21 protein-coding genes, 2 pseudogenes and 1 riboswitch are annotated in these 23500 nt (G+C 73.5%); of the genes and pseudogenes, 8 read left to right on the forward strand and 15 right to left on the reverse strand.

The features are described from left to right. Positions 1 to 10 precede the first annotated feature (10 nt). Entirely contained in the window at positions 11 to 1318 is a 1308-nt protein-coding gene (locus OG937_27255) for a DUF445 domain-containing protein (GenBank protein ID WUD75128.1), read from the reverse strand. A gap of 173 nt (positions 1319 to 1491) precedes the next feature. Between OG937_27255 and OG937_27260 the strand changes: the two genes are divergently transcribed. Together OG937_27260 and OG937_27265 are read left to right on the forward strand one after the other, a co-directional pair. Then, positions 1492 to 2817 carry an SGNH/GDSL hydrolase family protein gene (locus tag OG937_27260; GenBank protein WUD75129.1) on the forward strand — a complete coding sequence of 442 codons (1326 nt, stop codon included), beginning with the start codon at positions 1492 to 1494 and terminating at the stop codon, positions 2815 to 2817. A 25-nt stretch (positions 2818 to 2842) separates the two neighbouring features. Then, positions 2843 to 3955, forward strand: a complete 1113-nt coding sequence (locus OG937_27265; protein WUD75130.1) for an aminotransferase class V-fold PLP-dependent enzyme — start codon at positions 2843 to 2845, stop codon at positions 3953 to 3955. Positions 3956 to 4081: 126 nt separating this feature from the next. Here OG937_27265 and OG937_27270 read toward each other — a convergent pair. Together OG937_27270 and OG937_27275 are read right to left on the reverse strand one after the other, a co-directional pair. Then, positions 4082 to 4237, reverse strand: a pseudogene (locus OG937_27270) (methionine ABC transporter ATP-binding protein). 74 nt (positions 4238 to 4311) lie between these two features. Further along, a pseudogene (locus OG937_27275) lies at positions 4312 to 4514 on the reverse strand (ABC transporter permease). A 278-nt stretch (positions 4515 to 4792) separates the two neighbouring features. On the opposite strand from OG937_27275, the gene OG937_27280 reads away from it, so the two are divergent. Further along, on the forward strand, positions 4793 to 7024 hold the full coding sequence (locus OG937_27280; GenBank protein ID WUD75131.1) for a penicillin-binding protein: 2232 nt from the start codon (positions 4793 to 4795) through the stop codon (positions 7022 to 7024). Between the two features lie 99 nt (positions 7025 to 7123). Here the strand turns inward: OG937_27280 and OG937_27285 are convergent, their stop codons facing one another. The 3 genes from OG937_27285 to OG937_27295 form a co-directional block, all read right to left on the reverse strand. Then, entirely contained in the window at positions 7124 to 7444 is a 321-nt protein-coding gene (locus OG937_27285) for a multidrug efflux SMR transporter (GenBank protein ID WUD75132.1), read from the reverse strand. 32 nt (positions 7445 to 7476) lie between these two features. Then, positions 7477 to 7540, reverse strand: a riboswitch (guanidine-III (ykkC-III) riboswitch). Between the two features lie 4 nt (positions 7541 to 7544). Next, the gene (locus OG937_27290) at positions 7545 to 7883 is read right to left on the reverse strand and encodes a co-chaperone GroES (protein WUD75133.1); all 339 of its coding nucleotides are present in this window, start codon (positions 7881 to 7883) and stop codon (positions 7545 to 7547) included. Between the two features lie 10 nt (positions 7884 to 7893). Next, the gene (locus tag OG937_27295; GenBank protein WUD75134.1) at positions 7894 to 8217 is read right to left on the reverse strand and encodes a DUF3618 domain-containing protein; all 324 of its coding nucleotides are present in this window, start codon (positions 8215 to 8217) and stop codon (positions 7894 to 7896) included. A gap of 100 nt (positions 8218 to 8317) precedes the next feature. On the opposite strand from OG937_27295, the gene bcp reads away from it, so the two are divergent. After that, positions 8318 to 8785, forward strand: coding sequence for a thioredoxin-dependent thiol peroxidase (gene bcp / locus OG937_27300; protein WUD75135.1), 468 nt, complete (start codon positions 8318 to 8320; stop codon positions 8783 to 8785). A gap of 22 nt (positions 8786 to 8807) precedes the next feature. Here the strand turns inward: bcp and OG937_27305 are convergent, their stop codons facing one another. Beyond that, positions 8808 to 9455, reverse strand: coding sequence for a class F sortase (locus tag OG937_27305; GenBank protein ID WUD75136.1), 648 nt, complete (start codon positions 9453 to 9455; stop codon positions 8808 to 8810). Positions 9456 to 9459: 4 nt separating this feature from the next. After that, complete coding sequence (locus OG937_27310) at positions 9460 to 10452, reverse strand: hypothetical protein (protein WUD75137.1); 993 nt, start codon at positions 10450 to 10452, stop codon at positions 9460 to 9462. Between the two features lie 192 nt (positions 10453 to 10644). Here OG937_27310 and OG937_27315 point away from each other — a divergent pair, with 192 nt between their 5' ends. Both OG937_27315 and OG937_27320 read left to right on the forward strand, forming a co-directional pair. After that, entirely contained in the window at positions 10645 to 11424 is a 780-nt protein-coding gene (locus tag OG937_27315; protein WUD75138.1) for an HAD-IIA family hydrolase, read from the forward strand. Between the two features lie 262 nt (positions 11425 to 11686). Further along, a complete protein-coding gene (locus OG937_27320) occupies positions 11687 to 13027 on the forward strand; it encodes a hypothetical protein (GenBank protein ID WUD78901.1) in 1341 nt (446 codons plus the stop codon). On the opposite strand, the gene OG937_27325 is transcribed toward OG937_27320, so the two are convergent. After that, complete coding sequence (locus OG937_27325) at positions 13011 to 13952, reverse strand: hypothetical protein (GenBank protein ID WUD75139.1); 942 nt, start codon at positions 13950 to 13952, stop codon at positions 13011 to 13013. The genes OG937_27320 and OG937_27325 overlap by 17 nt on opposite strands. Positions 13953 to 14032: 80 nt before the next feature. After that, positions 14033 to 15214 (reverse strand): ROK family protein, encoded by a 1182-nt coding sequence (locus OG937_27330; protein ID WUD75140.1) that lies wholly within the window; start codon positions 15212 to 15214, stop codon positions 14033 to 14035. 47 nt (positions 15215 to 15261) lie between these two features. Between OG937_27330 and OG937_27335 the strand changes: the two genes are divergently transcribed. Next, positions 15262 to 16332, forward strand: coding sequence for a Gfo/Idh/MocA family oxidoreductase (locus OG937_27335; GenBank protein ID WUD75141.1), 1071 nt, complete (start codon positions 15262 to 15264; stop codon positions 16330 to 16332). Between the two features lie 73 nt (positions 16333 to 16405). Here the strand turns inward: OG937_27335 and OG937_27340 are convergent, their stop codons facing one another. The 3 genes from OG937_27340 to OG937_27350 form a co-directional block, all read right to left on the reverse strand. After that, the gene (locus OG937_27340; protein WUD75142.1) at positions 16406 to 16855 is read right to left on the reverse strand and encodes a hypothetical protein; all 450 of its coding nucleotides are present in this window, start codon (positions 16853 to 16855) and stop codon (positions 16406 to 16408) included. A gap of 92 nt (positions 16856 to 16947) precedes the next feature. Continuing rightward, positions 16948 to 17337 carry an STAS domain-containing protein gene (locus OG937_27345; protein ID WUD75143.1) on the reverse strand — a complete coding sequence of 130 codons (390 nt, stop codon included), beginning with the start codon at positions 17335 to 17337 and terminating at the stop codon, positions 16948 to 16950. Between the two features lie 155 nt (positions 17338 to 17492). Continuing rightward, positions 17493 to 18233 (reverse strand): GAF and ANTAR domain-containing protein, encoded by a 741-nt coding sequence (locus OG937_27350; protein ID WUD75144.1) that lies wholly within the window; start codon positions 18231 to 18233, stop codon positions 17493 to 17495. Between the two features lie 172 nt (positions 18234 to 18405). Between OG937_27350 and OG937_27355 the strand changes: the two genes are divergently transcribed. Further along, complete coding sequence (locus OG937_27355; protein WUD75145.1) at positions 18406 to 19437, forward strand: glycoside hydrolase family 6 protein; 1032 nt, start codon at positions 18406 to 18408, stop codon at positions 19435 to 19437. A gap of 21 nt (positions 19438 to 19458) precedes the next feature. Here OG937_27355 and OG937_27360 read toward each other — a convergent pair whose 3' ends face one another. Both OG937_27360 and OG937_27365 read right to left on the reverse strand, forming a co-directional pair. Beyond that, positions 19459 to 21387, reverse strand: coding sequence for a kelch motif-containing protein (locus OG937_27360; protein WUD75146.1), 1929 nt, complete (start codon positions 21385 to 21387; stop codon positions 19459 to 19461). Continuing rightward, positions 21384 to 23186, reverse strand: coding sequence for a cellulose synthase catalytic subunit (locus tag OG937_27365; protein ID WUD75147.1), 1803 nt, complete (start codon positions 23184 to 23186; stop codon positions 21384 to 21386). The genes OG937_27360 and OG937_27365 overlap by 4 nt, the downstream gene beginning before the upstream one ends. Between the last annotated feature and the right edge of the window lie 314 nt (positions 23187 to 23500).

Below are 23500 nucleotides of genomic sequence, written 5' to 3' on the forward strand. Positions count from 1 at the left end.
CGCGGCTCCGTCACCCGGCCAGGAGCCGGGACACGCTGTAGATGGCCAGGCCCGCCAGGGCGCCGACGACGGTGCCGTTGATCCGGATGAACTGCAGGTCGCGCCCGACGTTGGCCTCGATCTTGCGGGTGGTCTGCTCGGGGTCCCAGCCGGCGATGGTGTCGGTGATCAGCGCGGTGATCTCGTCGCGGTAGGTGGTGACCACGTAGGTGGCGGCGTCCTCCAGCCAGCCGTCGATCTTGGCGGTCAGCCGGGGGTCCTCGGTCATCCGCGCGCCCAGTGACAGCAGTGAGGCCCGGGCCCGCAGCCGCAGCTCGCTGCGCTCGTCCTCGGCGGCGGCGACGATCATGCCGCGGACCGAGCCCCACGCGGACTCGATGAGGTCCTGGACCTCGTTGCGGGCGATCAGGTCCTTCTTGAGCCGCTCGACGCGGGCCCGGGTGTCCGGGTCGGACTGCAGCTCGAAGGCGAAGTCGGCCAGGAAGCGGTCGATGGCGCCGCGGGCGGGGTGCTCGGGCATGTCCCGCATCTCGGCGGTGAAGCGCACGAGTTCCTTGTAGACGCGTTCGCCGACCCGGCGGTCCACGAAGCGCGGTGTCCACCCGGGGGCGCCCTCCTGGACGGCGTGCATCACCGAGTCGGAGTGCTCGACCAGCCAGTCGTGGGCCCGGACGCAGACCAGGTCGACCACCCGCCGGTGCCCGCCGTCGGCGACGACGCGCTCCAGCATCTTCCCTATCCCCGGGGCGATCTCCTGGGCGTCCGCGCGGCGGGTGATGGCCTCGCCGACCACCGCCTGGACGTCGGAGTCGCGCAGCACGGTGAGGGCGCCGCGCAGCGCCGCGGCGCCCTGCTCGGTGACGCGGTCGGCGTGTTCGGGGTGTTCCAGCCAGGCGCCGAGCCGCCGGGCGATGCCGACCTTGCGCAGCCGGGTGCGGACGACCTGCGGGGACAGGAAGTTCTCGCCGACGAAGTCGCCGAGGGTGCGGCCGAGCGCGTCCTTCTTGGTGGGGATGATCGCGGTGTGCGGGATGGGCAGGCCGAGCGGCCTGCGGAAGAGCGCGGTCACCGCGAACCAGTCGGCGAGGGCACCGACCATGCCGGCCTCGGCGGCGGCCGCGACGTAGCCGGACCATCCGCCGGCTCCCGCCGACTCGGCCCACTTGGCCAGCGCGTAGACCGCGGTGGCCGCCAGCAGCAGGCCGGTGGCGATCACCTTCATGCGTCGTACGCCCCGCCGCCGGTCCTCGTCGGCGGGGCTGTATGAGAACGCCGGAGTCGGGTCTTGGTCCGATCCGGTCACCGGGGCCGTTTCCATCCGTCGTATCCACTCCTTCCGCGTATCGTCCACACCACACTCTTCGAGTGCAACGAACGACGAGTTCCCGGCGTCCGACAATGCAGACGGGCAGGCCCGACGCCTCCATGGGATCATGGCGGCAGCGGATCGCGCCGGTTTCCCGCCCTTTGATCCCAGGAGTGAAGCACCGCATGGCCAGGTCGACGGGTTATGCACTGCTCGCCGGAATTGTCGCGCTGGTCGCGGTCATCTCCGCCGCGATCTTCGTCACCGTCAGCCGTACCGACGGATCCGGCCGCTCCGGGCAGCCCATGGTGGCGGCCGGACTCCCGGGTGTTCCGGGCCAGGCCGCGCCCGCGGCGTCCGGTGCGTGGGTCGGCACCTGGTCGACGTCCCCCGCCGGGGGCGAGCCGAACGTGCCGGACGGCTACGCCGGGTGGTCGATCCGCAACGTCGTGCACACCAGTGTCGGCGGCACCTCGGCGCGCGTCCACCTCTCCAACCTCTTCGGCCGGTCGCCGCTGCTGATCGGCCGGTCGACGGTCGCCGTCGCGGCGTCCCCGGGGTCGCCGGCCGCGGCGGACGGCACGATGCGGTCGCTGACCTTCGGCGGGCGGACGTCGGTGCGGATCCCCGCGGGCGGCGAGGTCGTCAGCGATCCCGTCCAACTGGCCGTGCCCCACGCGGCGGACCTGCTGATCACGACGTACACGCCGAAGTCCTCGGGCCCGGTGACGTACCACCCGCGGGCGCAGCAGACCTCGTTCATGGCGGTCGGTGAGCGCACCGCGCGGACCGACGGCTCCGGGTACACCACCTTGACCCCCTACTGGCGCTACGTCACGGGGGTGGACGTCTTCACGCGGCAGGCGGCCGGCTCGGTGGTGCTGTTCGGCGACTCGATCACCGACGGCATCACCTCCACCTCCGGCGCGAACCACCGCTGGCCGGACCGCCTGGCGACGCGGCTGCGCGGCTCCGGGGACCGGGGGCTGCGGCTGGGCGTGCTCAACCAGGGGATCAGCGGCAACCGGGTGCTGCGCGACGGCGGGGACGGCGGCAATCCCAGCGGCCTGAGCCGCCTCGACCGCGACGCGCTCTCCCAGACCGGCGTCCGCACGCTCGTCGTCGAGCTGGGCATCAACGACGTCCTGCGACCGCCGCAGCGGACCGGTGCGGAGGAGATCCTCTCCGGGCTGCGGGAGATCGTGGCGCGCGGTCATGAGCGCGGACTGCGGGTACTGGGTGCCACGCTGACCCCGTGCGGCGGCCACGCCGGCTTCAACACGCGCACCGAGGCGGTGCGGCAGCAGGTGAACGCCGCGATCCGGGCGGGCACGGTCTTCGACGAGGTGATCGACTTCGACCGGGCGCTGCGCGACCCGAACCGTCCCTCCGTGCTGCTGCCCGCCTACGACTCCGGCGACCATCTGCACCCCAGTGACGCCGGCTACCTGCGCATGGCGGAAACTGTGGAGTTGTCGCTGCTCAAGGGCGGCGCGGCGGCCAAGGTGTGACGAGTACGGACGGACGGCGACACCCATGACGGAGCACGCGGGCGGTCTGCCCGGCTACGCGGAGCACTTCGGCGAGCCCGAGGGCTACCTGGACTTCGCCCGCTACGGCCCGCCCTCGCGGGACGTCCTCGACGCCACGGCGGCCGCGCTGGCGGCCTCAGCGGAGGCCGACCACACCACCGTCAACGACCTGATGCGGGCCGAGCCGCGCGCCCGGGCCGCGGCGGCCCGGCTGGCGGGTACGGACACCGGGCACGTGGCGCTGCTGCCCAACGCCTCCATCGGGATCTTCCACGCCGCCTTCGGCGTGCCCGGCGGCGCCGTCCTGGTGCCGTCGGCCGACTTCCCGGCCAACCACTACCCGTGGCGGCGCACGGCCGCCCTGGGCCGGGCGGTCCCGCGCTGGCTGGACGGCGCGCCGACCCCGGACGCGGTGCGCGAGGCGCTGGCGGACGACGTGGTGGCGGTCTCGATCAGCGCCGTGGACTTCCGCACCGGCTACCGGGCCGACCTCGCGGCGCTGCGCGAGGTGATCGGCGACCGGCTGCTCGTGGTGGACGCGATGCAGGCGTTCGGCGTCGTCGAGCAGCCGTGGCAGGCGGCGGACGTGGTCGTGGCGGGCGGCCAGAAGTGGCTGCGGGCCAGCTGGGCGACCGGGTTCGCGGCGCTGTCGGACCGGGCACTGGAGCGGCTTGAGCCCACGCTGACGGGATGGACCGGGGTCGAGGACGTCGCCGTCTTCGACGACACCGAGCACCCGGTCGCGCCGGACGCGCTGCGCTGGAGCATCACCAATCTGAGCCCGGTGACGGCCGCGGCCTTCGCGGCGGCGCTGGAGCTGGTCGAGGGCGTGGGGGTGGCCGCCGTCGAGGCGCACGTCGCGCGCCGGGTCGACGAGCTGATCGACGTGGTCCGTTCGGCCGGCGGGCAGGTGCTGTCCCCGGTGGCCCGCGCCGAGCGGGCGGGCATCGTGTCCTTCGCGCTGCCGGACGTGGACCCGGACCGGATCGCCAAGGCGCTGCACGCGCACGGGGTCACCCCGTCGGTGCGGGCGGACTCCGTCCGGCTGTCGGCCCACGCGTCGACCACGACGGGCGCCGTCGATCGCGTACGCGCCGCGCTGGCCTCGCTGCGCTGACCGGGCCGCGCCGCGGTGGCGACGGCAGCCGGGGGCCCTTCGGTGTGCCGCTGAGGGGAGCGAGCCTGCCGGGCACGCGACGGATCGCGGCCGGGGGACCTGCCCCGGGCGGGCTGCCGGTACGGTCGCGGCGGCCGCGGGGAAGGCGATCCATTGCCGGGGGCCTTCGACGCGCTCGCAGCGGGCGCCCGGCAGTTGCACGGGCGGCAGCTCCCGTTCGACGTCGGCGACGAGGGTGCGCTCGGTCTCCCCGGCGGCGTGCAGCCCGTCGAGCCCGCCGTCGCACGAAGGAGATGCCGTCCACGGCGCGCACCTGGTGGCGTTCGCGGCGGGGCGGCGCAGGTGAGGGCGGACGTCGCGAACAGCGCCTGGCCGATCCGTAGGTACGTCAACGTCATGGACCGGTAGTAGCCCCCCAGATGGGGCGTTCGTGCCGGAGGGCGAGGTAGGTGTATGCGGTGATGGAGCCGAAGACGGTGTCGGTGGAGACGCCGGCCGCGGTGGCCACCCGGTAGGTGGCGTGGCGCCGGAAGCCGCTCGCCGCCACGGTCGCGTACAGGTGCGTGGTCCCTCCTCACGGTGCGGGGAACGGGTCCACCCGTTCGCGCGCAAGCGCCCGACCTTACTCGCGGTGACCGCCGGGTGCCACGGAGGTTTCACCCGCCGGGGTGGTGGGCGTCACGCTTTCGGCCTGTCACAGGCTTGTCACGGATGCGCCGCGATGACCCCATTTGCCCTGATGGTGGGAGAGTGTCCGGCGGGCCGTACGGCACGATTGACCCAAGATGTTCCGCCGGCGGCACAACCCTCGGCGGCCGCGGAGGAGTCAGTACAGACATGAGCAGCAGCAACGCTTCCCCCGGCGGCTGGGAGAACCGGCCCTCCGGCAAGAAGCCGAAGCGCACCGGTGCCCGCAGACTGATCCCGAGCTGGCGCGCGGTGCTCGGCGCGTTCTTGTTGGTCGTGCTGGCGTGCGCGGGGGCGTTCATCATCGGCTACCAGCTGGTCGACATCCCCAAGGCGAACGCGGGCGCGGTCGCGCAGAGCAACGTCTACCTGTACTCCGACGGCACCCAGCTCGCCCGGGACGGCGCGGTCAACCGCGAGAACGTGGGCCTGGACCAGGTGTCCGAGGTCGCCCAGCACGCCACCCTGGCCGCCGAGGACCGCAACTTCTACCACGAGTCCGCGATCAGTCCGAAGGCGATGCTGCGCGCCGCGTGGAACACCGTCACCGGCAAGGGCAAGCAGTCCGGTTCGACCATCACCCAGCAGTACGTCAAGAACTACTACCTCAACCAGGAGCAGACGGCGGTCCGCAAGGCCAAGGAGTTCTTCATCGCGATCAAGCTGGACCGCGAGAAGACCAAGGAGGAGATCCTCGAGGGCTACCTCAACACCAGCTACTACGGCCGCAACGCCTACGGCATCCAGGCCGCCGCCCAGGCCTACTTCGGCAAGGACGCCGACGAACTCGACGCCGCCGAGGGCGCCTACCTGGCGACCCTGCTCAACGCGCCCAGCGAGTACGACATCGTGGCCCACCCGGAGAACAAGGCCAAGGCGGAGGCGCGCTGGGACTACGTGCTGGACGGCATGGTCAAGGAGGGCTGGCTGAGCGAGGGCGAGCGCGCCGGGCTGACGTTCCCGACGCCGCAGAAGGCCAAGGCCGCCACCGGGATGTCCGGCCAGCGCGGCTACCTGGTCGAGGCCGTCAAGGACTACCTGTACGGGGCCGGGATCCTGGACGAGGAGACGCTGCGCTCCGGCGGTTACCGCATCACCACCACCATCGACCGCAAGAAGGAGAAGGCCTTCGTCGAGGCGGCCGAGGAGCAACTCCTGGACAAGCTCGACCCGAAGAAGCACCCGGTGGACAAGTTCGTGCGGGTCGGAGGCGCGTCCATCGACCCGGCCACGGGCAAGGTCGTCGCGATGTACGGCGGCGTCGACTACACCAAGCAGTACGTCAACAACGCGACCCGCGCGGACTACCAGGTGGGCTCCACCTTCAAGCCGTTCATCTTCGCCTCCGCCGTCCAGAACGACTCCACCACCCAGAACGGCCGGCGCATCACCCCGTACACCGTCTACGACGGCCGGAACAAGCGCGAGGTCATCGGGCCGGACGGCCCCACCGGTTACGCCCCGGGGAACGAGGACGGCGTCTCCTACGGGCCGATCACCGTCACCAACGCCATGGACAAGTCCGTGAACTCGGTCTACGCCCAGATGGCGCAGGACGTCGGCCCGGGCAAGGTCAACGACACGGTGCGGGCGCTGGGCATGCCGGAGAAGGTGAAGCTGGTGACCACCCCGGCGATGGCGCTGGGCACGATGACGGCGAGCCCGCTGGACATGGCGCAGACCTACGCGACGCTCGCCAACCACGGCCGCTACGTCCCGTACACCATGGTGGTGAAGATCACCAAGAACGGGCACGACGTGCAGCTGCCCACGCGCCGGCCCACGCAGGCCGTCCACCGCGAGGCCGCCGACACCACGACCTCCATCCTGCGTTCGGTGGTCCGGGGCGGCACCGCCACCGCGGCGCAGGCCGCGGGCCGGCCCGCCGCGGGCAAGACCGGCACCGCGGAGGAGGACAGGGCCGCCTGGTTCGCCGGCTACACCCCGGACCTGGCCACCGTCGTCGCCGTGATGGGCCAGGACTCCGAGACCGGCGCCCAGAAGAAGCTGTACGGCACCACGGGACTGCCCCGTGTCAACGGCGGCGGCTTCCCCACGCAGATCTGGGCCCAGTACACGGCCGACGCGCTGAAGGGGAAGCCGGCGAAGAACTTCAAGCTGCGGCTGGAGCCCGGTGCCCAGGCCCCGCCGACCTCCGCCCCGCCGGCCACCTCCGCCCCGCCCACCACTTCGGCCCCGCCGACGACCTCGGCCCCGCCGACGACCTCCGCCCCGCCCGGCACGGAGGAACCGCCCACCAGTGAGACGCCGACCGAGCCCAGCGGCCCGGCCAGCCCCGGCGAGGACGGCGGCACCGAGGGCGGCGGACTGCCCATCGGCGGCCTGGACGGCGACCCCGGCGGCGGGGACGACTTCCCGTAGGCACAGGGCCGGGCGTCGCCGGGGTCTCCCCGGCGGCGCCCGGTGCGGCCCCGCGCGGCCCCGCGCGGCCCCGTTCCGGTCAGCGCCGGACAGCGCCGGTCAGTGCCCCGAGGTCGCCTTCAGGCCGACCACGGACACCAGCAGCAGGCAGATGAAGAAGATCCGGGCGGCGGTCGCCGGCTCACCCAGCACGACGATGCCGAGTACCGCCGCGCCGGCCGCCCCGATCCCGACCCACACCCCGTAGGCGGTGCCGATCGGCAGCGTCCTCGCCGCGTACGACAACAGCAGCATGCTCGCCACGATGCCGAGCCCCGTGCCGAGGCTGGGCCACAGCCGGGTGAAGCCGTCGGTGTACTTCATGCCGATCGACCAGCCGACCTCGAGCAGGCCGGCGGCACACAACAGGACCCATGCCATGACGGGCACCTCCACGATCCTCAACGGGTCAGGGGGCGTCGTCTTTGCATGGGCCCTGGTACGGCGCGTCTCGTCAGGGGACGAACCCGACGATAACAAATCAGAGGTAGAGGCCGGTGGAGTCCTCCGAGCCCTGCAGCCGCTCCGCCGCCACCGCGTGCAGGTCCCGCTCACGCATCAGCACGTACGCCGTGCCGCGCACCTCGACCTCGGCCCGGTCCTCCGGGTCGAAGAGCACCCGGTCGCCGACCTCCACGGTCCGTACGTTCTGTCCCACCGCGACCACCTCGGCCCAGGCGAGCCGCTTGCCGACGGCCGCCGTGGCGGGGATCAGGATGCCGCCGCCGGAGCGCCGCTCACCCTCGGGGACGTCGGAGCGCACCAGCACGCGGTCGTGCAGCATGCGGATGGGCAGCTTGTCATGCGTATTCGAACTCACAGGTACGACGTTACCGGCGACGCCGGCGCAGTGAGAGCCCGGCCACCACGGCGACCAGCGCCACCGCCGCCACCGCGACCGGCACGATGCGCTCCACGCGCGGCGCGCCGTCCTCCGCGACGAAGTGGCCCCGCAGCTCGGTCACGCCCCGGTTGACCGCCACGTACGCGCGGCCCGCGGTGCGGTCCACCGCGGATGCGACCTTCGCCTTGGCGTCCGCCGCGATCGTGCTGGGGTGCACCCGCACCGCGATCTCGTCCAGCGTCGCGGCGAGCGCCTGCCGCTTGAGGGCGATGTCCGCCTCGATCTGAGCAGGGCTCCTGCCATCCGACACTGCTCCGCCTCCATCGTCCTTGTCGACCGGTACCGTGCAGACAGTCTGTCAGCCCGTCCGTGCCGATGCCCGTCGGCACCCCGAATCGGAGAACTGCACCATGAGCGAGCGCCTCCAGCCCGGCGACACCGCCCCCGCCTTCACCCTTCCCGACGCCGACGGCAACGAGGTCTCCCTCGCCGGCCACGCGGGCCGCAAGGTCGTCGTGTACTTCTACCCGGCCGCCCTCACGCCCGGTTGCACCAAGCAGGCCTGCGACTTCACCGACAACCTCGATCTGCTCGCGGGCGCCGGCTACGACGTCATCGGGATCTCGCCCGACAAGCCGGAGAAGCTGGCCAAGTTCCGCGAGAAGGAATCCCTGAAGGTCACCCTGCTCGCCGACCCCGACAAGTCGGTGCTGAGCGCGTACGGCGCCTTCGGCGAGAAGAAGCTGTACGGCAAGGTGGTGACCGGGGTGATCCGCTCCACCGTCGTCGTCGACGAGCAGGGCAAGGTCGAGCACGCCTGGTACAACGTCAAGGCCACCGGCCACGTCGCCAAGCTCATCCGCGACCTGGGCATCTGACGCCCCGCCGGGCCGGGACCGGTCACGCCCGGGTGTGCGAGCCGGTCAGCGCCGCGTATACCACGACGTTCGCCGAGTAGGACTGGGTGGCGTGGTCGAAGGTGCCGCCGCAGGTGATCAGCCGCAGTTCGGGGCGGACCCCCGAGCCGTACACCCGGTCCGGGCGGAAGCCCGTTTTGTCGACGATCGCCACGCCCTCGACGGCGAACTCGGCGACCGAGCCGTCCGAGCGGGTGACCTCCACCAGGTCGCCCTGGGTGACCGTGCTCAGGGTGTAGAAGACCGCCGCCTTGGTGCGGGTGTCGACGTGCCCGACGATCAGCGCCGCCCCCGCGTCCCCGGGGGCGGGGCCGTGCCCGTACCAGCCGGCCACGTTCGGCGTGGTGAACGGCGGCGGGTCCACCGCGCCGTCGGCGGTGAGCCCCCGCTCCACCAGCTTGGCGTGGATGCCGGCCGAGGGGATGTCGATCCGCAGGGGGCGCGCCGGGGACAGCGGCGTGTGCGCCGCGTAGACCTGGGCGGGCCGCCCCGCGGCTCCGGCGTCCGCGGTCGCGGCGGTCGCGGGGGCGCCCGACCCGGAGCCCGGCAGGCCCGGGTGGACGTATCCCCTCAGCCATGCCGCGCCGAGCACCACGACGGTCGCGAGGGTCGCGACGGTACGTCCCTGCACCGGGTCAGTCCCGGGTGCGGCGACGGTGCACGACCAGTCCCGCTGCCCCTGCCACGGCCAGGACCCCGGCCGCCACGATGCCGGGCACGCCCGCCGGCTGCTGCTGCTCCGCCGTGGCCTGGTGCGCCGCCATGGCGCCGCCGCCCGCGGGGACCGGAGCGGACGGGAAGCCGGAGGCGGCCTCGGTGACCTCCAGCGTGCCCTCGTGGCTCTTGCCGTCGCAGGTGATGGAGACCCGGTAGGAGCCCGGGGTCAGCCCGGAGCGGACCACGGCGGAGGCGTACATCCCGCCGTCGCTGGCCGGGGCGAGGGTGACCGGGGTGACGAACGCGGAGGAGCTGACGGTGCCGGTCTTGGCGCGGTCGCACTGGTCGGTGCGGACGTCGACGTCGCCGCCGGGGCCGGCCGTGCCGGGGGTGATCCTCACCGGGCCGCTGCCGGTTCCGCCGGTTCCGCCGACGCCGCCGACGCCGCCACCGACGCCGCCACCGACGCCGCCGGTCCCGCCGATGCCCCCGGTGCCGCCGATCCCACCGGTGCCGCCGATCCCACCGGTGCCGCCAATGCCCCCGGTTCCGCCGGTGCCGCCGTCGTCGTCCGGGCCGCTGTCCGGGCCGTCGTCGTCCTGTCCGGAGTCGTCACGGCCGCCGTTGTCACGGCCGGAATCCTCGTTGTCGTTGTCGCTGTTGTTGTCGCCGTTGCCGCGCCCGCTGTCGTCGTCATCGTCGTCGTTGTTGTTGTTGTTCTGCCGGCCGTTGTCCTGGCCGTCGTCGTCGCCCTTGTTGCCGAACTGCAGGAGGGGGTTGTTGCTGCCGCCGTCCTGGTCCCCGTCATCCCCGCCTCCGCCACCTCCGCCGCCTCCGCCGAACTGGAACGAGGTCCCGCTGGAGTCGTCCGGTCCGTCGTCGGCCACGGCGGCGGGACCGCACAGCGCGATCAGCGTCGCCGCCGCGGCGGCACACAAGGGAACGCGGGCGGCTCCCATGACAGAGCCCATGATCACAACCTCCACTCAACCGGGCTCACGTCGTCGGATTGGTCGGCCCCGGTGTTTCGAAGGTCCCTTCCCGCGCGGGCCCTCGCATGCGGTGGTGGTCCGGACGGGTCGAAGGGTCGCCCGGACCGGGGACAAGGGGCGGACGCCGCGCGCATGTGCACAGGTCACCCGGCCGGACTAGAGTCCGCAGCCATGACAGCGCGCAAGCCCATTGAATCCTGGCTCACCGACATGGACGGCGTCCTGATGCACGAGGGCATCCCGGTGCCCGGCGCGGACGCCTTTATCAAGCGGCTGCGGGACTCGGGCCGCCCGTTCCTCGTCCTGACGAACAACTCGATCTACACGCCCCGCGACCTGGCGGCGCGGCTCAGCCGCATCGGCCTGGACGTGCCGGCCGAGAACATCTGGACCTCCGCGCTGGCCACGGCCCGCTTCCTGGACGCCCAGCACCCCGGCGGGACGGCGTACGTCATCGGGGAGGCCGGCCTCACCACGGCCCTGCACGACGCGGGCTACGTGCTGACCGACCACGAGCCCGACTTCGTGATCCTGGGCGAGACGCGAACCTACTCCTTCGAGGCCCTCACCAAGGCCATCCGCCTGATCAACGCGGGGTCCCGGTTCATCGCCACCAACCCCGACAACACCGGGCCCTCGCCCGAGGGGGCGCTGCCCGCCACGGGCTCGGTCGCCGCCCTGATCACCAAGGCGACGGGGAAGGACCCGTACTTCGTCGGCAAGCCGAACCCGCTGATGATGCGGACCGGCCTCAACACCATCGGCGCGCACTCGGAGACCTCCGCCATGATCGGCGACCGCATGGACACCGACGTGCTGGCGGGGCTGGAGGCCGGGATGCAGACCTTCCTGGTGCTGACCGGCCTGACCAAGGCGGGCGACATCGACCGCTTCCCCTACCGGCCGACCACCGTCGTGGACTCCATCGCGGACCTCGTCGACCTCGTCTGACCTCGGCTGACGACGGCACCGCCCCCGGCCGCGACCGGCCGGGGGCGGTGGCACCCTCCACGATCCGGGGCGGCCGCACGGTGACGCCGCGCCGCGGGACGTTCACCGGATGATCATCTGCCGGGCGGCGGGAGTTGGGGGCGGCGGAGCAGGCTCTCCCCGCATTTCCTCAGCGATCTTGGAAGGGCGTCCACCGATGCTGTCCCGCACCCGCACGGCCACCCTCGTCCCCGGCGCGGTCGCCACCGTGCTCGCCGCCACGATGGTGCCGCTCCTCGGCACCCCGGCGGGCGCCGCCTCGTACGGCACCCCGACGATCTCCCTGTCCGCCTCCTACCTCTCCGGCGCGGTCGGTGCCACCGCCGACCCGACCGTCACGGTCACCGTCGCGCAGAGCGGCGCGGACGCCTCGGCGCTCACCGTCGCCGCCTCCGCCAGCACCAAGACCTCGGTCGCCGGCACCGGCGACGTGACCGTCACCGGCACGGGCGGCAGCCGCACCCTGGCGGTCGCCCCCCGTGCCCGCGGCTACGCCGACCTGACGGTCAAGGTGACCGGCCTCGGCGGCAAGACCGCCACCAAGACGCTGCACTTCGCCGCCTCCGCCGCCGTCACCCACGCCGCCGACACCCGGTACACCACCGGCTCCAGCGACGCCTCCGCCGCCGTGGACGTCGGCGGCGGCTACATGGTCGTCGCCGACGACGAGAGCAACGTGCTGCGGCTGTACCGGCGCGACGGCTCCGGCGCCGCCGTGCGCACCTGGGACATCGGCTCCAAGGCCGGCGCCTCCTCCGAGATCGACATCGAGGCCGGCACCCGGGCGGGCGACACCATCTACTGGACCGGCTCCATGGGCAACAACAAGGACGGCGAGGTGAAGGCCGACCGCTCCACGCTCTTCGCCACCACCGTCACCGGCAGCGGCGCCGACACCCAGCTGACCGTCTCCGGCTACTACGAGGGCCTGCGCGCCGACCTGATCGCCTGGGACAAGGCGGGCGGGAACCGCTACGGCTTCGCCGCGGGCGCCGCTTCCGGTGAGATACCCAAGGCCATCGACGGCTTCAACGCCGAGGGCATGGAGTTCGCCCCCGGCTCGACCAGCACCGCGTACATCGGCTTCCGCGCCCCGCTGGTGCCCCCGGCCTCCGGCGGGAAGGCGCTGCTGGTGCCGGTCACCAACCTCGACAAGCTGGTCGGCGGCAAGCCCAACACCTCCGTCCACGCCACCTTCGGCACCCCGGTCACCCTCGACCTCGGCGGCCTCAGCGTCCGTGACATCCGCCGCAACGCCGCCGGGCAGTACCTGATCCTGGCCGGTTCCTGGGCAGCCGACGACAACAGCGACCCGTACGCCCTCTACTCCTGGGACGGCAACGCCGGCAGCGCGCCCGTCAAGCTGCTCGACCTGCCCACCTCCGATCCGGGCGCCTGGGAGGCCATCGTGGACGTTCCGGACCTGACCGCGGCAGGTGCCCGGGCGCAGCTGATGACCGACAACGGCGCCGCCGACCTCTACGGGGACGGCAAGGAGGCCAAGGACCTCAGCCACCCCGAGTGGCAGAAGTCCCGCAGCACCTGGTTCACCCTCGGCGGCTGAACCGCAGGGCCGCACCGCCCATGACCAGCAGCACGCCGGCGCCCGTGAGCATCAGCGCGGGCGCCCGGTGCTGTTCGCCCGTGGCGGCCAGGCGCGGTGGGGTGCCCGGGGCGCTGCCCGGGGCGGTCTCGTCGCCCTTGCCGGGTACGGGTGCCGGCCCGGATCCCGTACCGGGACCCGTACCCGGTCCGGTGCCGGGACCGGGGCCCGGCCCGGCGCCCACGGAGGGATCCGGTGCCGGGGACCCGCCCGGGCGTGTGCCCGGCCCGTCACCCGGTCCGGTGCCTTCGCCGCCGTCCCCGCCTCCGCCGCCGTCCGGTTGCCCCTCCTCACCGGGCCGGCCGGGGCGCGGGGACTGCGGCCCGGCCGTGGCGTCCCGGTGGGGGACGACGTCGAAGTCGTAGCCGGCGGACTCCCCGACCCAGTCGCCGTCCGTGCCGCGGCGCTCCATGATCGTGGCCGACGCCGTGACCGGTCCGGCGGGCGTGGGCGCGGTGAAACGCAGCCGCAGTGCGATCGCCACCTTGCGGCGCGAGGGCAGCGTGGTGCCCGGCCCGTCCTTGCCGCCCACCACGGCGATGTTCTCGTCGTTGTCCGTGCGCTCGACGGCCACCGGCCGCCACGAGCGGTCCCGTGCGCTCCGGGCTCCCGCGACGGGGGCCGGCATCCGGTACTCCAGGCGGATCTGATCGGGCGTCAGCTTCCGTCCGCGGTCGACGAAGACGAGGACCGGGTGCACGTCGCGCAGCGGCCCGCTCGACGTGTTCTCCAGTTCCACCCGGAACTCCTCGGGCCCGGCCCCCGCCGTGTAGGTGTGGGGGCCGCCCAGCAGCCGGGCGGTGACCGGGAAGGGCTCCGCGGCCGACTGGGGGGCCGCCGCCACGACCGCGGCCGCCGCGACGGCCAGAGCGCTGCACCACCTCATGGGCAGCGAAGCTCTCACGGTCATCCGCTGATATCACCGCGCGACGCGGTGACGGCCCGCCCCCGCACCCGTACGGGCGGCTAGCCGACCGCCGTCTGGCCGAAGAGCGGCGCCAGCGCCAGCAGCGCGGCCCCCTCGGCGACCACGCGCCGCCCGGCCGCGGCGACGGTGACGGGCACCGTGCGGCCGGCCGCGCGCAGGGTGCGCGGGTCCATGGCGGCGGCCACCTCGCGCGCGAAGAGCACGGGGTCCGCCAGCACGGTGCGGCCGCCGAGCACGACCCGGTCGATGTCCAGCAGGGAGACCAGGTTGGCGGCGCCGACGCCGAGCAGCCGCGCGGCCTGCGCCGTGTCCCCGCGGCCGACGGCGGCCAGGCACAGCGCCTCCAGGCAGCCCCGGTTGCCGCAGGCACACACCGGGCCGTCCAGGGCGACCGCCTGGTGGCCGAACTCGCCCGCGCCGGTGCGGGCGCCGCGGTGCAGCGTGCCGTCGAGCACGAGGCCCGCGCCGAGGCCGGTCCCCAGGTGCAGATAGCCGAACGAGTCCCCGGCGCCGGGGCCCGCCGGGCCCGCCCCCGCGCCGTATGCACCGTCCGTGCCGTCCCGGTCCCCGTCCCCGCCGGGCGGGAGCACGGCGAGGGCCGCCGCGTTGGTGTCCTTGTCCAGCACGACGGGCAGCCCGAGGCGTTCGGCCAGCGCGTCGCGCAGCGGGTAGCCGTCCCATCCCGGCAGGCCCGTGACGCGGTGCAGCATCCCCGCGGTGTGGTCGAGCGGGCCCGGGCAGGCGAGCCCGGCGCCGAGCACCGCCCCGTCCGCGCCGGGCGTGGCGCCGACGGTCTCCCGGACCAGTCCCGCCACCGCCTCCAGCACCTCCCCGGCCGGGCGGCGCAGGTCCAGGGGGACGGTCCGGGCGTCCACCACGCCGCCCGCCAGGTCGGCGAGCACCACCGTCAACTCGTCGCGGTCCAGGTGCACCCCCACGGCGTACCGGGCGCGGCGCGCCAGCCGCAGCAGGGTGCGCGGCTTGCCGCCGGTGGGGGCGCCGCGCCCCGCCTCGTCGACCAGGCCGTCGGCCCGCAGCCGTGCGGTGATCTTGCTGACGGCCTGGGGGGTGAGCCCGGTGCGCTCGGCCAGTTCCAGGCGGCTGATGCCGGCGCCCTCGCCCACGGTCGCCGTCCGCAGCAGGCCCAGGACGAGGGCGGCGTTGTGGCTGCGCAGCGCGGGCAGGTTGGCCCCGGAGATTCCCCTGTTCACATCTCCCATTGTCAGGTTCGCTTGCACTTTGGCAACAGCGTTGCTTAAGTGGTGCCATGGCTCCCGCACCTCTTCGCGTCGGGCTGGTCGGCTACGGTCTGGCCGGCTCGGTCTTCCACGCCCCGCTGATCTCCACCACCGACGGCCTCGTCCTGGACACCGTCGTCACCGGCAACCCGGAGCGCCAGGCGCAGGCACGCGCCGAGCACCCGGACGTCCGCATCGCCGGCCACCCGGACGAGCTGTGGAAGCGCGCCGGCGAGCTCGACCTGATCGTCCTGGCCTCGCCGAACAAGACCCACGTCCCGTTCGCGACCGCCGCGCTGGAGGCCGGACTCGCGGTCGTCGTCGACAAGCCGGTCGCCGGCACCGCGGCCGAGGCGCACGCCCTCGCGGACCTCGCCGACGAGCGCGGCCTGCTGCTCTCGGTCTTCCAGAACCGCCGCTGGGACAACGACTTCCTCACCCTGCGCGGGCTGCTGGAGCGCGGCGAACTGGGCGAGGTGTGGCGCTTCGAGTCCCGCTTCGAGCGGTGGCGGCCGAGCCTGAAGGGCGGCTGGCGTGAGTCCGGCGACCCCGCCGAGATCGGCGGCCTGCTCTACGACCTCGGCAGCCACCTCGTCGACCAGGCGCTGACCCTCTTCGGGCCCGCCGTCTGCGTGTACGGCGAGCTGGACGTGCGCCGGCCCGGCGCCCAGGTGGACGACGACGCCTTCGTGGCCGTCACCCACGCCGGGGGCGTCCGCTCCCACCTGTGGATGAGCGCCACCACCGCCCAGCTCGGCCCCCGCTTCCGGGTGCTCGGCAGCGCCGCGGGATACGTCAAGCACGGCCTGGACCCGCAGGAGGCCGCGCTGCGCGACGGCGCCCGCCCCGCCCCCGGCGCCGTGTGGGGCACCGAACCGGAGGCCGAGTGGGGCGTGCTGGGCGCCGGCGACGAGGTGCGCCCCGTGCCGACCGTGCCGGGCGACTACCCCGCGTACTACGCCGCCGTCGCCGCCGCCCTGCGTGACGGCACCGCGCCTCCGGTGACCGCCCGCGAGGCCGCCGACGCGCTCACGGTCATCGAGGCGGCCGCCGTCTCGGCCCGCGAGGGACGGACCGTGCGGCTCACGCCGAAGGCCTGACCAAAGGCTCTTCCCCGGGGCGTAGCGCCCGGCCCGCGGTCCGCTCCTCCCGGAGCCGCCGGCCGGGCGCTCCTCACCCTCGGGCGCCGGGACCGCGGGAGTGGTCCGGTGCGTCAGGGGAGAGACGGTGGACCCGCCCCGGGCCGGCCGGCGCCCGGCACAGCCGGGTTGTCGCGTCCCGGGACGGCGGCTCCGGAGGCACGCCGACGGGCACGGTGGGCGGGTGGCCGTAGCCGGTGTCCGTGACGCACACCGAACGACGGGCCCGGTCCACACCGAGGGGCACGCGGACCCGGCGCGCCTGCCCGTGCGCGAGGACGTAGCCGCGGGCGACCCTGACCGCCTCGGCCACCCGCGTTGCCGCGGTGCCGTACGCCAGGGCTCGCAGCGCCGCCCCGCTCATCCGGGCGGCCGGGGCGTCGCTGCCCGGGGCGCGCCGCAGGGAGAAGGTCCAGGAGACGTCGGTTGCGGATCTTTGCGGATCGGACAGGGACAGTCGTGAGGAGGCCGCGAGCTTGGCCATGGCCGGACCACGTCCTGAAGGCGTAGGAAGCACTTCCGGCGACCGGGGTCCTGGGCCGCCCTGTCAGGCTAGAACACCCGAACGCGGCCGGGCTAGGGCGTGTGGGGGGCGCGCGTGCGGGGCGCGTGTTCGCTCGTGGGCTCCGGCCAGTCCGGCAGGATCGTGAAGCACCGGGTCAGCCGGGTCGCCCGCAGCGTGCGCAGCGTGAACTCGTCCCGGCACACCAGCCGTACCCGCCCGGAGCGCTCCTCGGCGCGGCGCCGGGCGCGCACCAGCGCCGACAGGCCGCTGCAGTCGATGAACTCCACCGGCCGCAGGTCCACCACGATGTCCGGGCGGTCGGCCCCGGTCAGCGCGTCGAGGGCGGCGGACAGCCCGGGCGCGGTGAGCGCGTCCACCTCGCCGCCGAGCGTCACCAGGGTGCTGGACCCGTCGGTGCGCCGGTCGATCCGGGGCATGGTGTCTGTGGCGTCGTCGGACATGGGACGTCTCCGGGGACGGGAGCCTGGCGCATGCGGCACGGGGACGGGAACAGGACGGGACGCCACCGGGGTCCGGGGTGGTGGGCCCAGCCTATGCCCGACGTGCCGTCACCGGTCCGGCCGAGGACGAACCCGTGACCTCCCCCGCCGGCGGGTCAGTCGCCGGCCCTCCGCAGCGCGTCGGAGTCCACCGTGCCCGCAACGACACCCCGGGCCAGTTCCGCGAGCCGCACCCGGTGGGTGCGCGCGTACCGCCGCAGCGCCGTGAACGCCTCGTCGACGCCGACGCCCCAGCGCTCCGCCAGCACGCCCTTGGCCTGCTCCAGGACGACCCGGCTGTCCAGCGCGGCCTGCAACTGGGCGGCCAGCGCCTCCTGCCGCTGCCGGGCCCGTTCCTGGAGTATCCCGATGGCGGCGGCGTCCGCGAAGGCCCGGGCCAGCGCCACGTCACCGCCCGGGGGATCGCCGGGCACCCCGCGGAACAGGTTCAGCGCGCCGATCACCTCGGCCCGGCGCCGCAGCGGCACGGCGTACGTCGCGTGGAAGCCCCGGTCGCGGGCGAGCGGGGCGAAGCGCGGCCAGCGGTCGTCGCAGCGCGCGAGGTCCGGGGCGGTGACCACGTCCGAACCCCGGTAGCAGTCCAGACAGGGCCCCTCCTCCCGCTGCCGGCGCAGGAGTTCGCCCGCGCCGCCGCAGCCGGCCGCGGTCCGCAGCTCGCCGCGCCCGTCGTCCAGCAGCAGTCCGGCCGCCGTGACGTCCAGCAGCTCCACGCAGCGGCCGGCCACCCGCTCCAGGAAGACGCCCACGTCGAAGTCGCCGTCCAGGGTGTCGGCGAGGTCCACGAAGACCTCGGCGAGCCGCAGCTCGCGCGCACGGTGCGTCGGGTGCTCTGTCACGTCCGGCTCCAGCCCTCTGCGGACACGGCTTCGCCGGGGGATTCTGCCATGGGGAGCAGGCGCGGCATTCGACGGGAAAGACACCGACTGCCCTGATCTGAGGGCCCTTTGACCGTTCGGTATGTCAGGATTGGCGACGACCGGTCTCGTCCCGCCATCCAAGGGGGAGTGGATGTTCGGCACCAACACCGGCCCGCTGCGCAGGGCGGCCTGCGCCGTGTCCGCCGCCGGACTGCTCTCCGTGGCGCTGGGCGGCTGCTTCGGCACCGGCAAGCCCGGGGGGAGCCAGGACAAGGGCGGCGGCAGCGGCCCCGGGAGCACCGCCGGGGCGCCGTTCTGGGTCAACCCGGACACGGCCGCGGCCCGTCAGGCGGCGCAGTGGCGCCAGGACGGCCGGGCGGCCGACGCCGAACTGCTGGAACGGATCGCGGGCCGGCCCGTCGCCGAGTGGATCGGCCAGGACGACGCAGAGGACCGGGCCAGGGGCTACACCGAGGCCGCCGCCCGCGACGGCCGGACGCCCGTGCTCGTGCTCTACAACATCCCGCACCGCGACTGCGGTCAGTACTCCCAGGGCGGCGCCGCCGACGGCGCCGCCTACCGCGCCTGGGTCGACGCGGTCGCCGCCGGCATCGGCGAGCGCGAGGCGCTGGTGGTGCTCGAACCGGACGCCCTCACCCACATCGTCGACGGCTGCACGCCCCGCGGTTTCCAGAAGGAGCGCTACGCCCTGCTGACCCACGCCGTGGACACCCTGGGCGCGCTGCCCCGCGTGCGGGTCTACCTCGACGCCGGCAACGCCGGCTGGGTCAGCGACCCCGCCCGCCTGGCCGGCCCGCTGCGCGCGGCCGGCGTCGCCGCGGCGGACGGCTTCGCCCTCAACACCTCGAACTTCTACAGCACCGCCGCGAACACCACGTACGGCAGGAAGCTCTCCGCGCGGCTCGGCGGCAAGCACTTCGTCATCGACACCAGCCGCAACGGCCGCGGCCCCCTCGACGGCGCCCACGACGAGGCCTGGTGCAACCCGCCCGGCCGCGGCCTGGGCACCCCGCCCACCACCGACACCGGTGACGAACTCGTCGACGCCTACCTGTGGATCAAGCGGCCCGGCGACTCCGACGGCACCTGCAAGGGCGGCCCGCGGGCGGGTGACTGGTGGCCCGAGTACGCCCTGGGACTGGCCCGGCGCGCGGCCTCCTGACCGCCCGCCGGGCCCCTCCCGTCAGGTCACCCGCACCCAGCGCGCCTGCGACGGCGTGCCCTCGTCGTCGGTGACGACCAGCATGTACCAGCCCGGCGGCACGATCGACGGGTCCTCGGGGACGGTCACGCTCACCGACCCCTCGCCGCGCTCCACGTCCAGCGCGATCGACCGCTGCTCCACGTCGGTGGCGTGGGTGACCGCGCTCGGCCGCATCAGCCGTGCCGCCTTGACGCGCTCCGCGTGCGCGGTCGGGAAGGTGGCCGTGCCGCCGCGCCGGAGGGCTTGCGGGCCCGCGCCGAGCGAGGGCCGGGAGTCCCGGTAGCGGTACGCCGGGGTGTAGACCTCGATCCGCTGCTCGAAGAAGCCCGGCTTGGTGTCGGCCGGGTCCCCGAAGAGCGGGTTGGACCCGAAGACCGCCACCCGGCCGTCGGGCAGCAGCAGCGCCTCGGAGTGGTAGTTGCGGCCCACCGACGGGTCGGCGGCCTCCCGGAAGGTGTCGTCCGCCGGGTCGTAGATCTGCGCCCGCAGGATGTCGCTGCCGCCGCGGCCCCGGTAGTCACGGGAGCCGCCGGTGGTGAACACGGTGTCGTCCGGCAGGATCACCGTGTTCAGGTAGCGGGTGGGCTCGGGCAGGTCGGGGCCCGTCGTGTACCGCGGGTCCGCGGCGTCCAGGTCCACCACGGCGGTGCGGGTGGTCGAGGAGTGCGACTCGCCGACCCCGCCGCCGCCCAGCACCATCACCCTTTGGTCCTGCGCGGGCGGCAGCAGCACCGAGCCGGCCGTCTCCAGGTCCTCGGCGTCCTCCAGCCCGGGGACCGCGGTGAAGCGGTTGGTGCGCAGGTCCCACACGCCCGGGACACGGCCCTCGTCGGCCGGCCCGTACCCCGCGTTGGCGCCCGAGTAGAAGATCTTCCCGCCCTTCATCAGGAAGAGCGCGGGGTAGGTGGGGAAGTAGCGCTCGCCGGTGTAGGTCCACGTCCGGGTCTTCGGGTCGTAGACCTCGTTCTTGCCCGGGACGACCTGGCCGATGTCGTCGAGCCCTGAGACGGAGAGCACCCGGCCGTCCGCGAGGGTGACCAGCGTCGGGTACCAGCGGGCCTCGTTCATCGGGTCGACCGGGACGTAAGCCTCGGCCACCGGGTCGAACTCGTAGGTGTTCTTGATCCCCTGGAAGTCCTTCTTGTCCAGGCCGAGCTTGGTGGCCAGCCCGTAGAAGTTCTCCCCGTCCTCGCCCGCAAGGCCCCGGATCGCGTACTGCGCCGCGGTGTTGACGATGCCCTTCTCGCCCTTGACCAGCGACTGCACGAACACCCGCGCCTCGCTCGCGGTCACGGTGACCTTGCCGGTCCGGGCGTCGACGGTCTTCTTGGCACGGGGCACGTTGACGGGGAACTCCGACCGGAAGGCCCGGCCGTTCTCGTTGTTGACGAAGACCGTGCCCTTGGGGAAGGTCCGCGGCTTGTCCGGGTCCTCGTTCTTGATGAGCATCGCGCCGCCCGCCCGGTCCACGGCCTCCTTGAGCTTCTCGTAGCGGGCGGTGCCGCCGGCCACCAGCAGCGTGCCGTCGTCCAGCTGCGTGTGCCCGGCGCAGAACATGTCCTTGGGGGTGTCGATCTCCTTGAAGGTGTTCTCCACCGGGTCCCAGAGCACGCTCTTGAAGGACTTGGCCTTGAAGTTCCGCTCGTCGTTGCCGGAACCGGCGATCAGCAGCACCTTCCCGGTGCGCAGCAGCGCCGCGTGGATGGCGTTGACGCGGAACTCCTCGGGCACCTCGACCAGGTCCCAGTGGCCGTACGCGGCCTTGTACCCGGGCTGGTTGATCTTGTAGTCGTGGTACTTCTCCGCCGAGTAGCCGTAGATCGCGGGCGCGTTCATTCCGGCGAGCACCCCCACGGCCGTGCTCCCGACGGCGATCTTCCGCAGTCTGCGGCTGGGTCGGTAGCTCATCGGGTGGCGCTCCTGGAACGGACGAGGGACAGGGACCAGACGGCGATCGGTGCCAGGGCCAGGACGAGGGCCAGCGTCGCCCACGTGCGCATCGCCACATGGGTGTGGCCGTTGAAGAAGCTGGCGGCGAGCGAGCCGCCGAAGACGAGCAGCCAGAACAGGTGGATGCGGAAGGTGGACAGCAGCCGGTCCGGGCTCGCGGAGTCCCCCTTGGGGGTGACCACGAACCTGCTCTTGCGCCGCAGCACCGCGTCCATCAGCGAGCGGGCGTAGATCGGCGCGGACAGCGCCGACATCACCATGCCCGCCGCGCCCGAGGAGCCCTCCGGCTCGTGGGGGCTGACGTTGTGCCGCCGGTTCCACACGTACAGGCCGATCTGCAGCGCGGCGGCGTCGCTGTAGAGCATCATCCAGACCTCGGAGTCGATCTGGATGCCCGAGGCGCCGAGCCCGAGGAACAGCGCACAGCTCAGGCCGCCCAGGAGCCAGTTGACCGCCGTCATCGGGTAGTAGACGACCATCAGCGTGTAGTTGAGCAGGCGGCCGGGGGAGAGGGTGAACGGCACCTTCCAGAACTGCTTGATGAGCGTCTCGTAGGTGCCGCGGCTCCAGCGCAGCTGCTGGGTGAAGAAGTCGGTCCAGGAGGACGGCCCCTCGCCGACGGCGAGGACGTCCGGGGTGTAGACCGAGCGCCACTTGCGGCCGGTGGCGGGGTTGCGGTGCCGGTGCAGTTCCAGGCCGGTGGCCATGTCCTCGGTGATGGAGTCGTACAGCCCGCCGACGCTTCTGATGGCGCTGATGCGCACCGCGTTGTTGGTCCCGACGAACATGGGGGAGCCGTAAGCGTTGCCGGCCCGCTGGATGAGCGCGTGGAAGAGGAACTGCTGGCTCTCGGCGGCCTTGGTCACCGCGCTGTCGTAGTTGCCGTAGACCTGCGGGCCGACGACGAAGGCGACGTCCGGGTCCCGGAAGTAACCGAGCATCCGCTCGAGGAAGTTGGGGAGCGGGACGTGGTCGGTGTCGACGGAGGCGAAGACGTCGTAGTCGTCGCCGTGGGCGTCGAGCCAGGCGTTGTAGTTGCCGTGCTTGGTGCGGGCGCGGAAGGCGCCGCTGGGCCGGTTCCACCGCTCCACGCCCTTGCGGGTGAAGTGGCGTACGTTCAGGCGCTCGCACAGGCTCTTGACCTCGGGGTCGTCGCCCTCGTCCAGGAGCCAGATGTGCAACGTGCCGCGGTGGCGCAGGCGGACCGCGGCCTCCAGGGTCGCCCGCACCATCGCCAGGGGCTCCTTGCCCGGGACGAAGGTGGTCACGAAGGCGACCTTGCTGCCCTTCTCGGGTACGACGGGTACCGGATCGCGCGCGACGAGCGTCGCATGGGCGTTCGACGTCACGTTGATCAGCCGGAAGAGCTCGATCAGGCCGATGGATATGAGCATCACGGCGTCGGCGGCGACCAGCCAGCCCGGCGCGTGTTCCCGGCGGGTCCAGTGGGCCGGCTGCATCAGCCAGGCGAGCAGCACCGCCGAGAGCACCGGGGCCGCGCCGAGCAGCAGCGCCGCGCGGATCCGGTGGGGTTCCTCCGCGAGCAGGCTGCGGTACTTCACCCGGTACGGGACGCCGGGTTCCGGCTCGGTGAGCGGGCCGGCGAGTCTGCTGTAGTGCTCGTAGTCGTACCGGGGCGCCACCGCGCCGGGTTCCGGCCGGGACGGGCCGGGGCGGGAACGCCGGGGTATGACGGGCACGGGCGTGCCGGCCCGAGGGTCGGTCGTGTACTGCTGGGCGCCGGGTGTCGGCGGCATGTGGATGCTCCCCCCGAAGCATGTCGCGCCGCTGTCGCGGCGGTGTTGGTGCCCCGGGCGCTGCGGCCCCCCGTCCCCGGGACATGCGTGGGCGTTCTGTGGCCTCCGGGTCGCGTGAGGCTGGCTATGACTCGTCAACGACCGGACCACCGTGAGGTAACGCCTGAATCCACCCCTCTCGCCCCCGGGGCCCTCCCCTGGGCCCGCACACGGAAAAGCCGCCGGAATCCGACCCGTTGGCTCACCGGTGAGGGCGCATGGGTCCGGTTGGCGCATGGATGTCCCGCGGACCCAGCGTCCCGGAATGCCCGTCT

The sequence above is a fragment of the Streptomyces sp. NBC_00510 genome (genome assembly GCA_036013505.1).
In the GTDB taxonomy this organism is placed as follows: domain Bacteria; phylum Actinomycetota; class Actinomycetes; order Streptomycetales; family Streptomycetaceae; genus Actinacidiphila.

Bases quoted from the DNA above. Each gene is read 5' to 3' on its own strand.
- OG937_27255 (WUD75128.1), bottom strand. From the start codon at position 1,318: ATGGAAACGGCCCCGGTGACCGGATCGGACCAAGACCCGACTCCGGCG.
- OG937_27260 (WUD75129.1), top strand. From the start codon at position 1,492: ATGGCCAGGTCGACGGGTTATGCACTGCTCGCCGGAATTGTCGCGCTG.
- OG937_27265 (WUD75130.1), top strand. From the start codon at position 2,843: ATGACGGAGCACGCGGGCGGTCTGCCCGGCTACGCGGAGCACTTCGGC.
- OG937_27280 (WUD75131.1), top strand. From the start codon at position 4,793: ATGAGCAGCAGCAACGCTTCCCCCGGCGGCTGGGAGAACCGGCCCTCC.
- OG937_27285 (WUD75132.1), bottom strand. From the start codon at position 7,444: ATGGCATGGGTCCTGTTGTGTGCCGCCGGCCTGCTCGAGGTCGGCTGG.
- bcp (WUD75135.1), top strand. From the start codon at position 8,318: ATGAGCGAGCGCCTCCAGCCCGGCGACACCGCCCCCGCCTTCACCCTT.
- OG937_27310 (WUD75137.1), bottom strand. From the start codon at position 10,452: ATGGGCTCTGTCATGGGAGCCGCCCGCGTTCCCTTGTGTGCCGCCGCG.
- OG937_27315 (WUD75138.1), top strand. From the start codon at position 10,645: ATGACAGCGCGCAAGCCCATTGAATCCTGGCTCACCGACATGGACGGC.
- OG937_27320 (WUD78901.1), top strand. From the start codon at position 11,687: ATGGTGCCGCTCCTCGGCACCCCGGCGGGCGCCGCCTCGTACGGCACC.
- OG937_27325 (WUD75139.1), bottom strand. From the start codon at position 13,952: ATGAGGTGGTGCAGCGCTCTGGCCGTCGCGGCGGCCGCGGTCGTGGCG.
- OG937_27330 (WUD75140.1), bottom strand. From the start codon at position 15,214: ATGGGAGATGTGAACAGGGGAATCTCCGGGGCCAACCTGCCCGCGCTG.
- OG937_27335 (WUD75141.1), top strand. From the start codon at position 15,262: ATGGCTCCCGCACCTCTTCGCGTCGGGCTGGTCGGCTACGGTCTGGCC.
- OG937_27340 (WUD75142.1), bottom strand. From the start codon at position 16,855: ATGGCCAAGCTCGCGGCCTCCTCACGACTGTCCCTGTCCGATCCGCAA.
- OG937_27345 (WUD75143.1), bottom strand. From the start codon at position 17,337: ATGTCCGACGACGCCACAGACACCATGCCCCGGATCGACCGGCGCACC.
- OG937_27355 (WUD75145.1), top strand. From the start codon at position 18,406: ATGTTCGGCACCAACACCGGCCCGCTGCGCAGGGCGGCCTGCGCCGTG.
- OG937_27360 (WUD75146.1), bottom strand. From the start codon at position 21,387: ATGAGCTACCGACCCAGCCGCAGACTGCGGAAGATCGCCGTCGGGAGC.
- OG937_27365 (WUD75147.1), bottom strand. From the start codon at position 23,186: ATGCCGCCGACACCCGGCGCCCAGCAGTACACGACCGACCCTCGGGCC.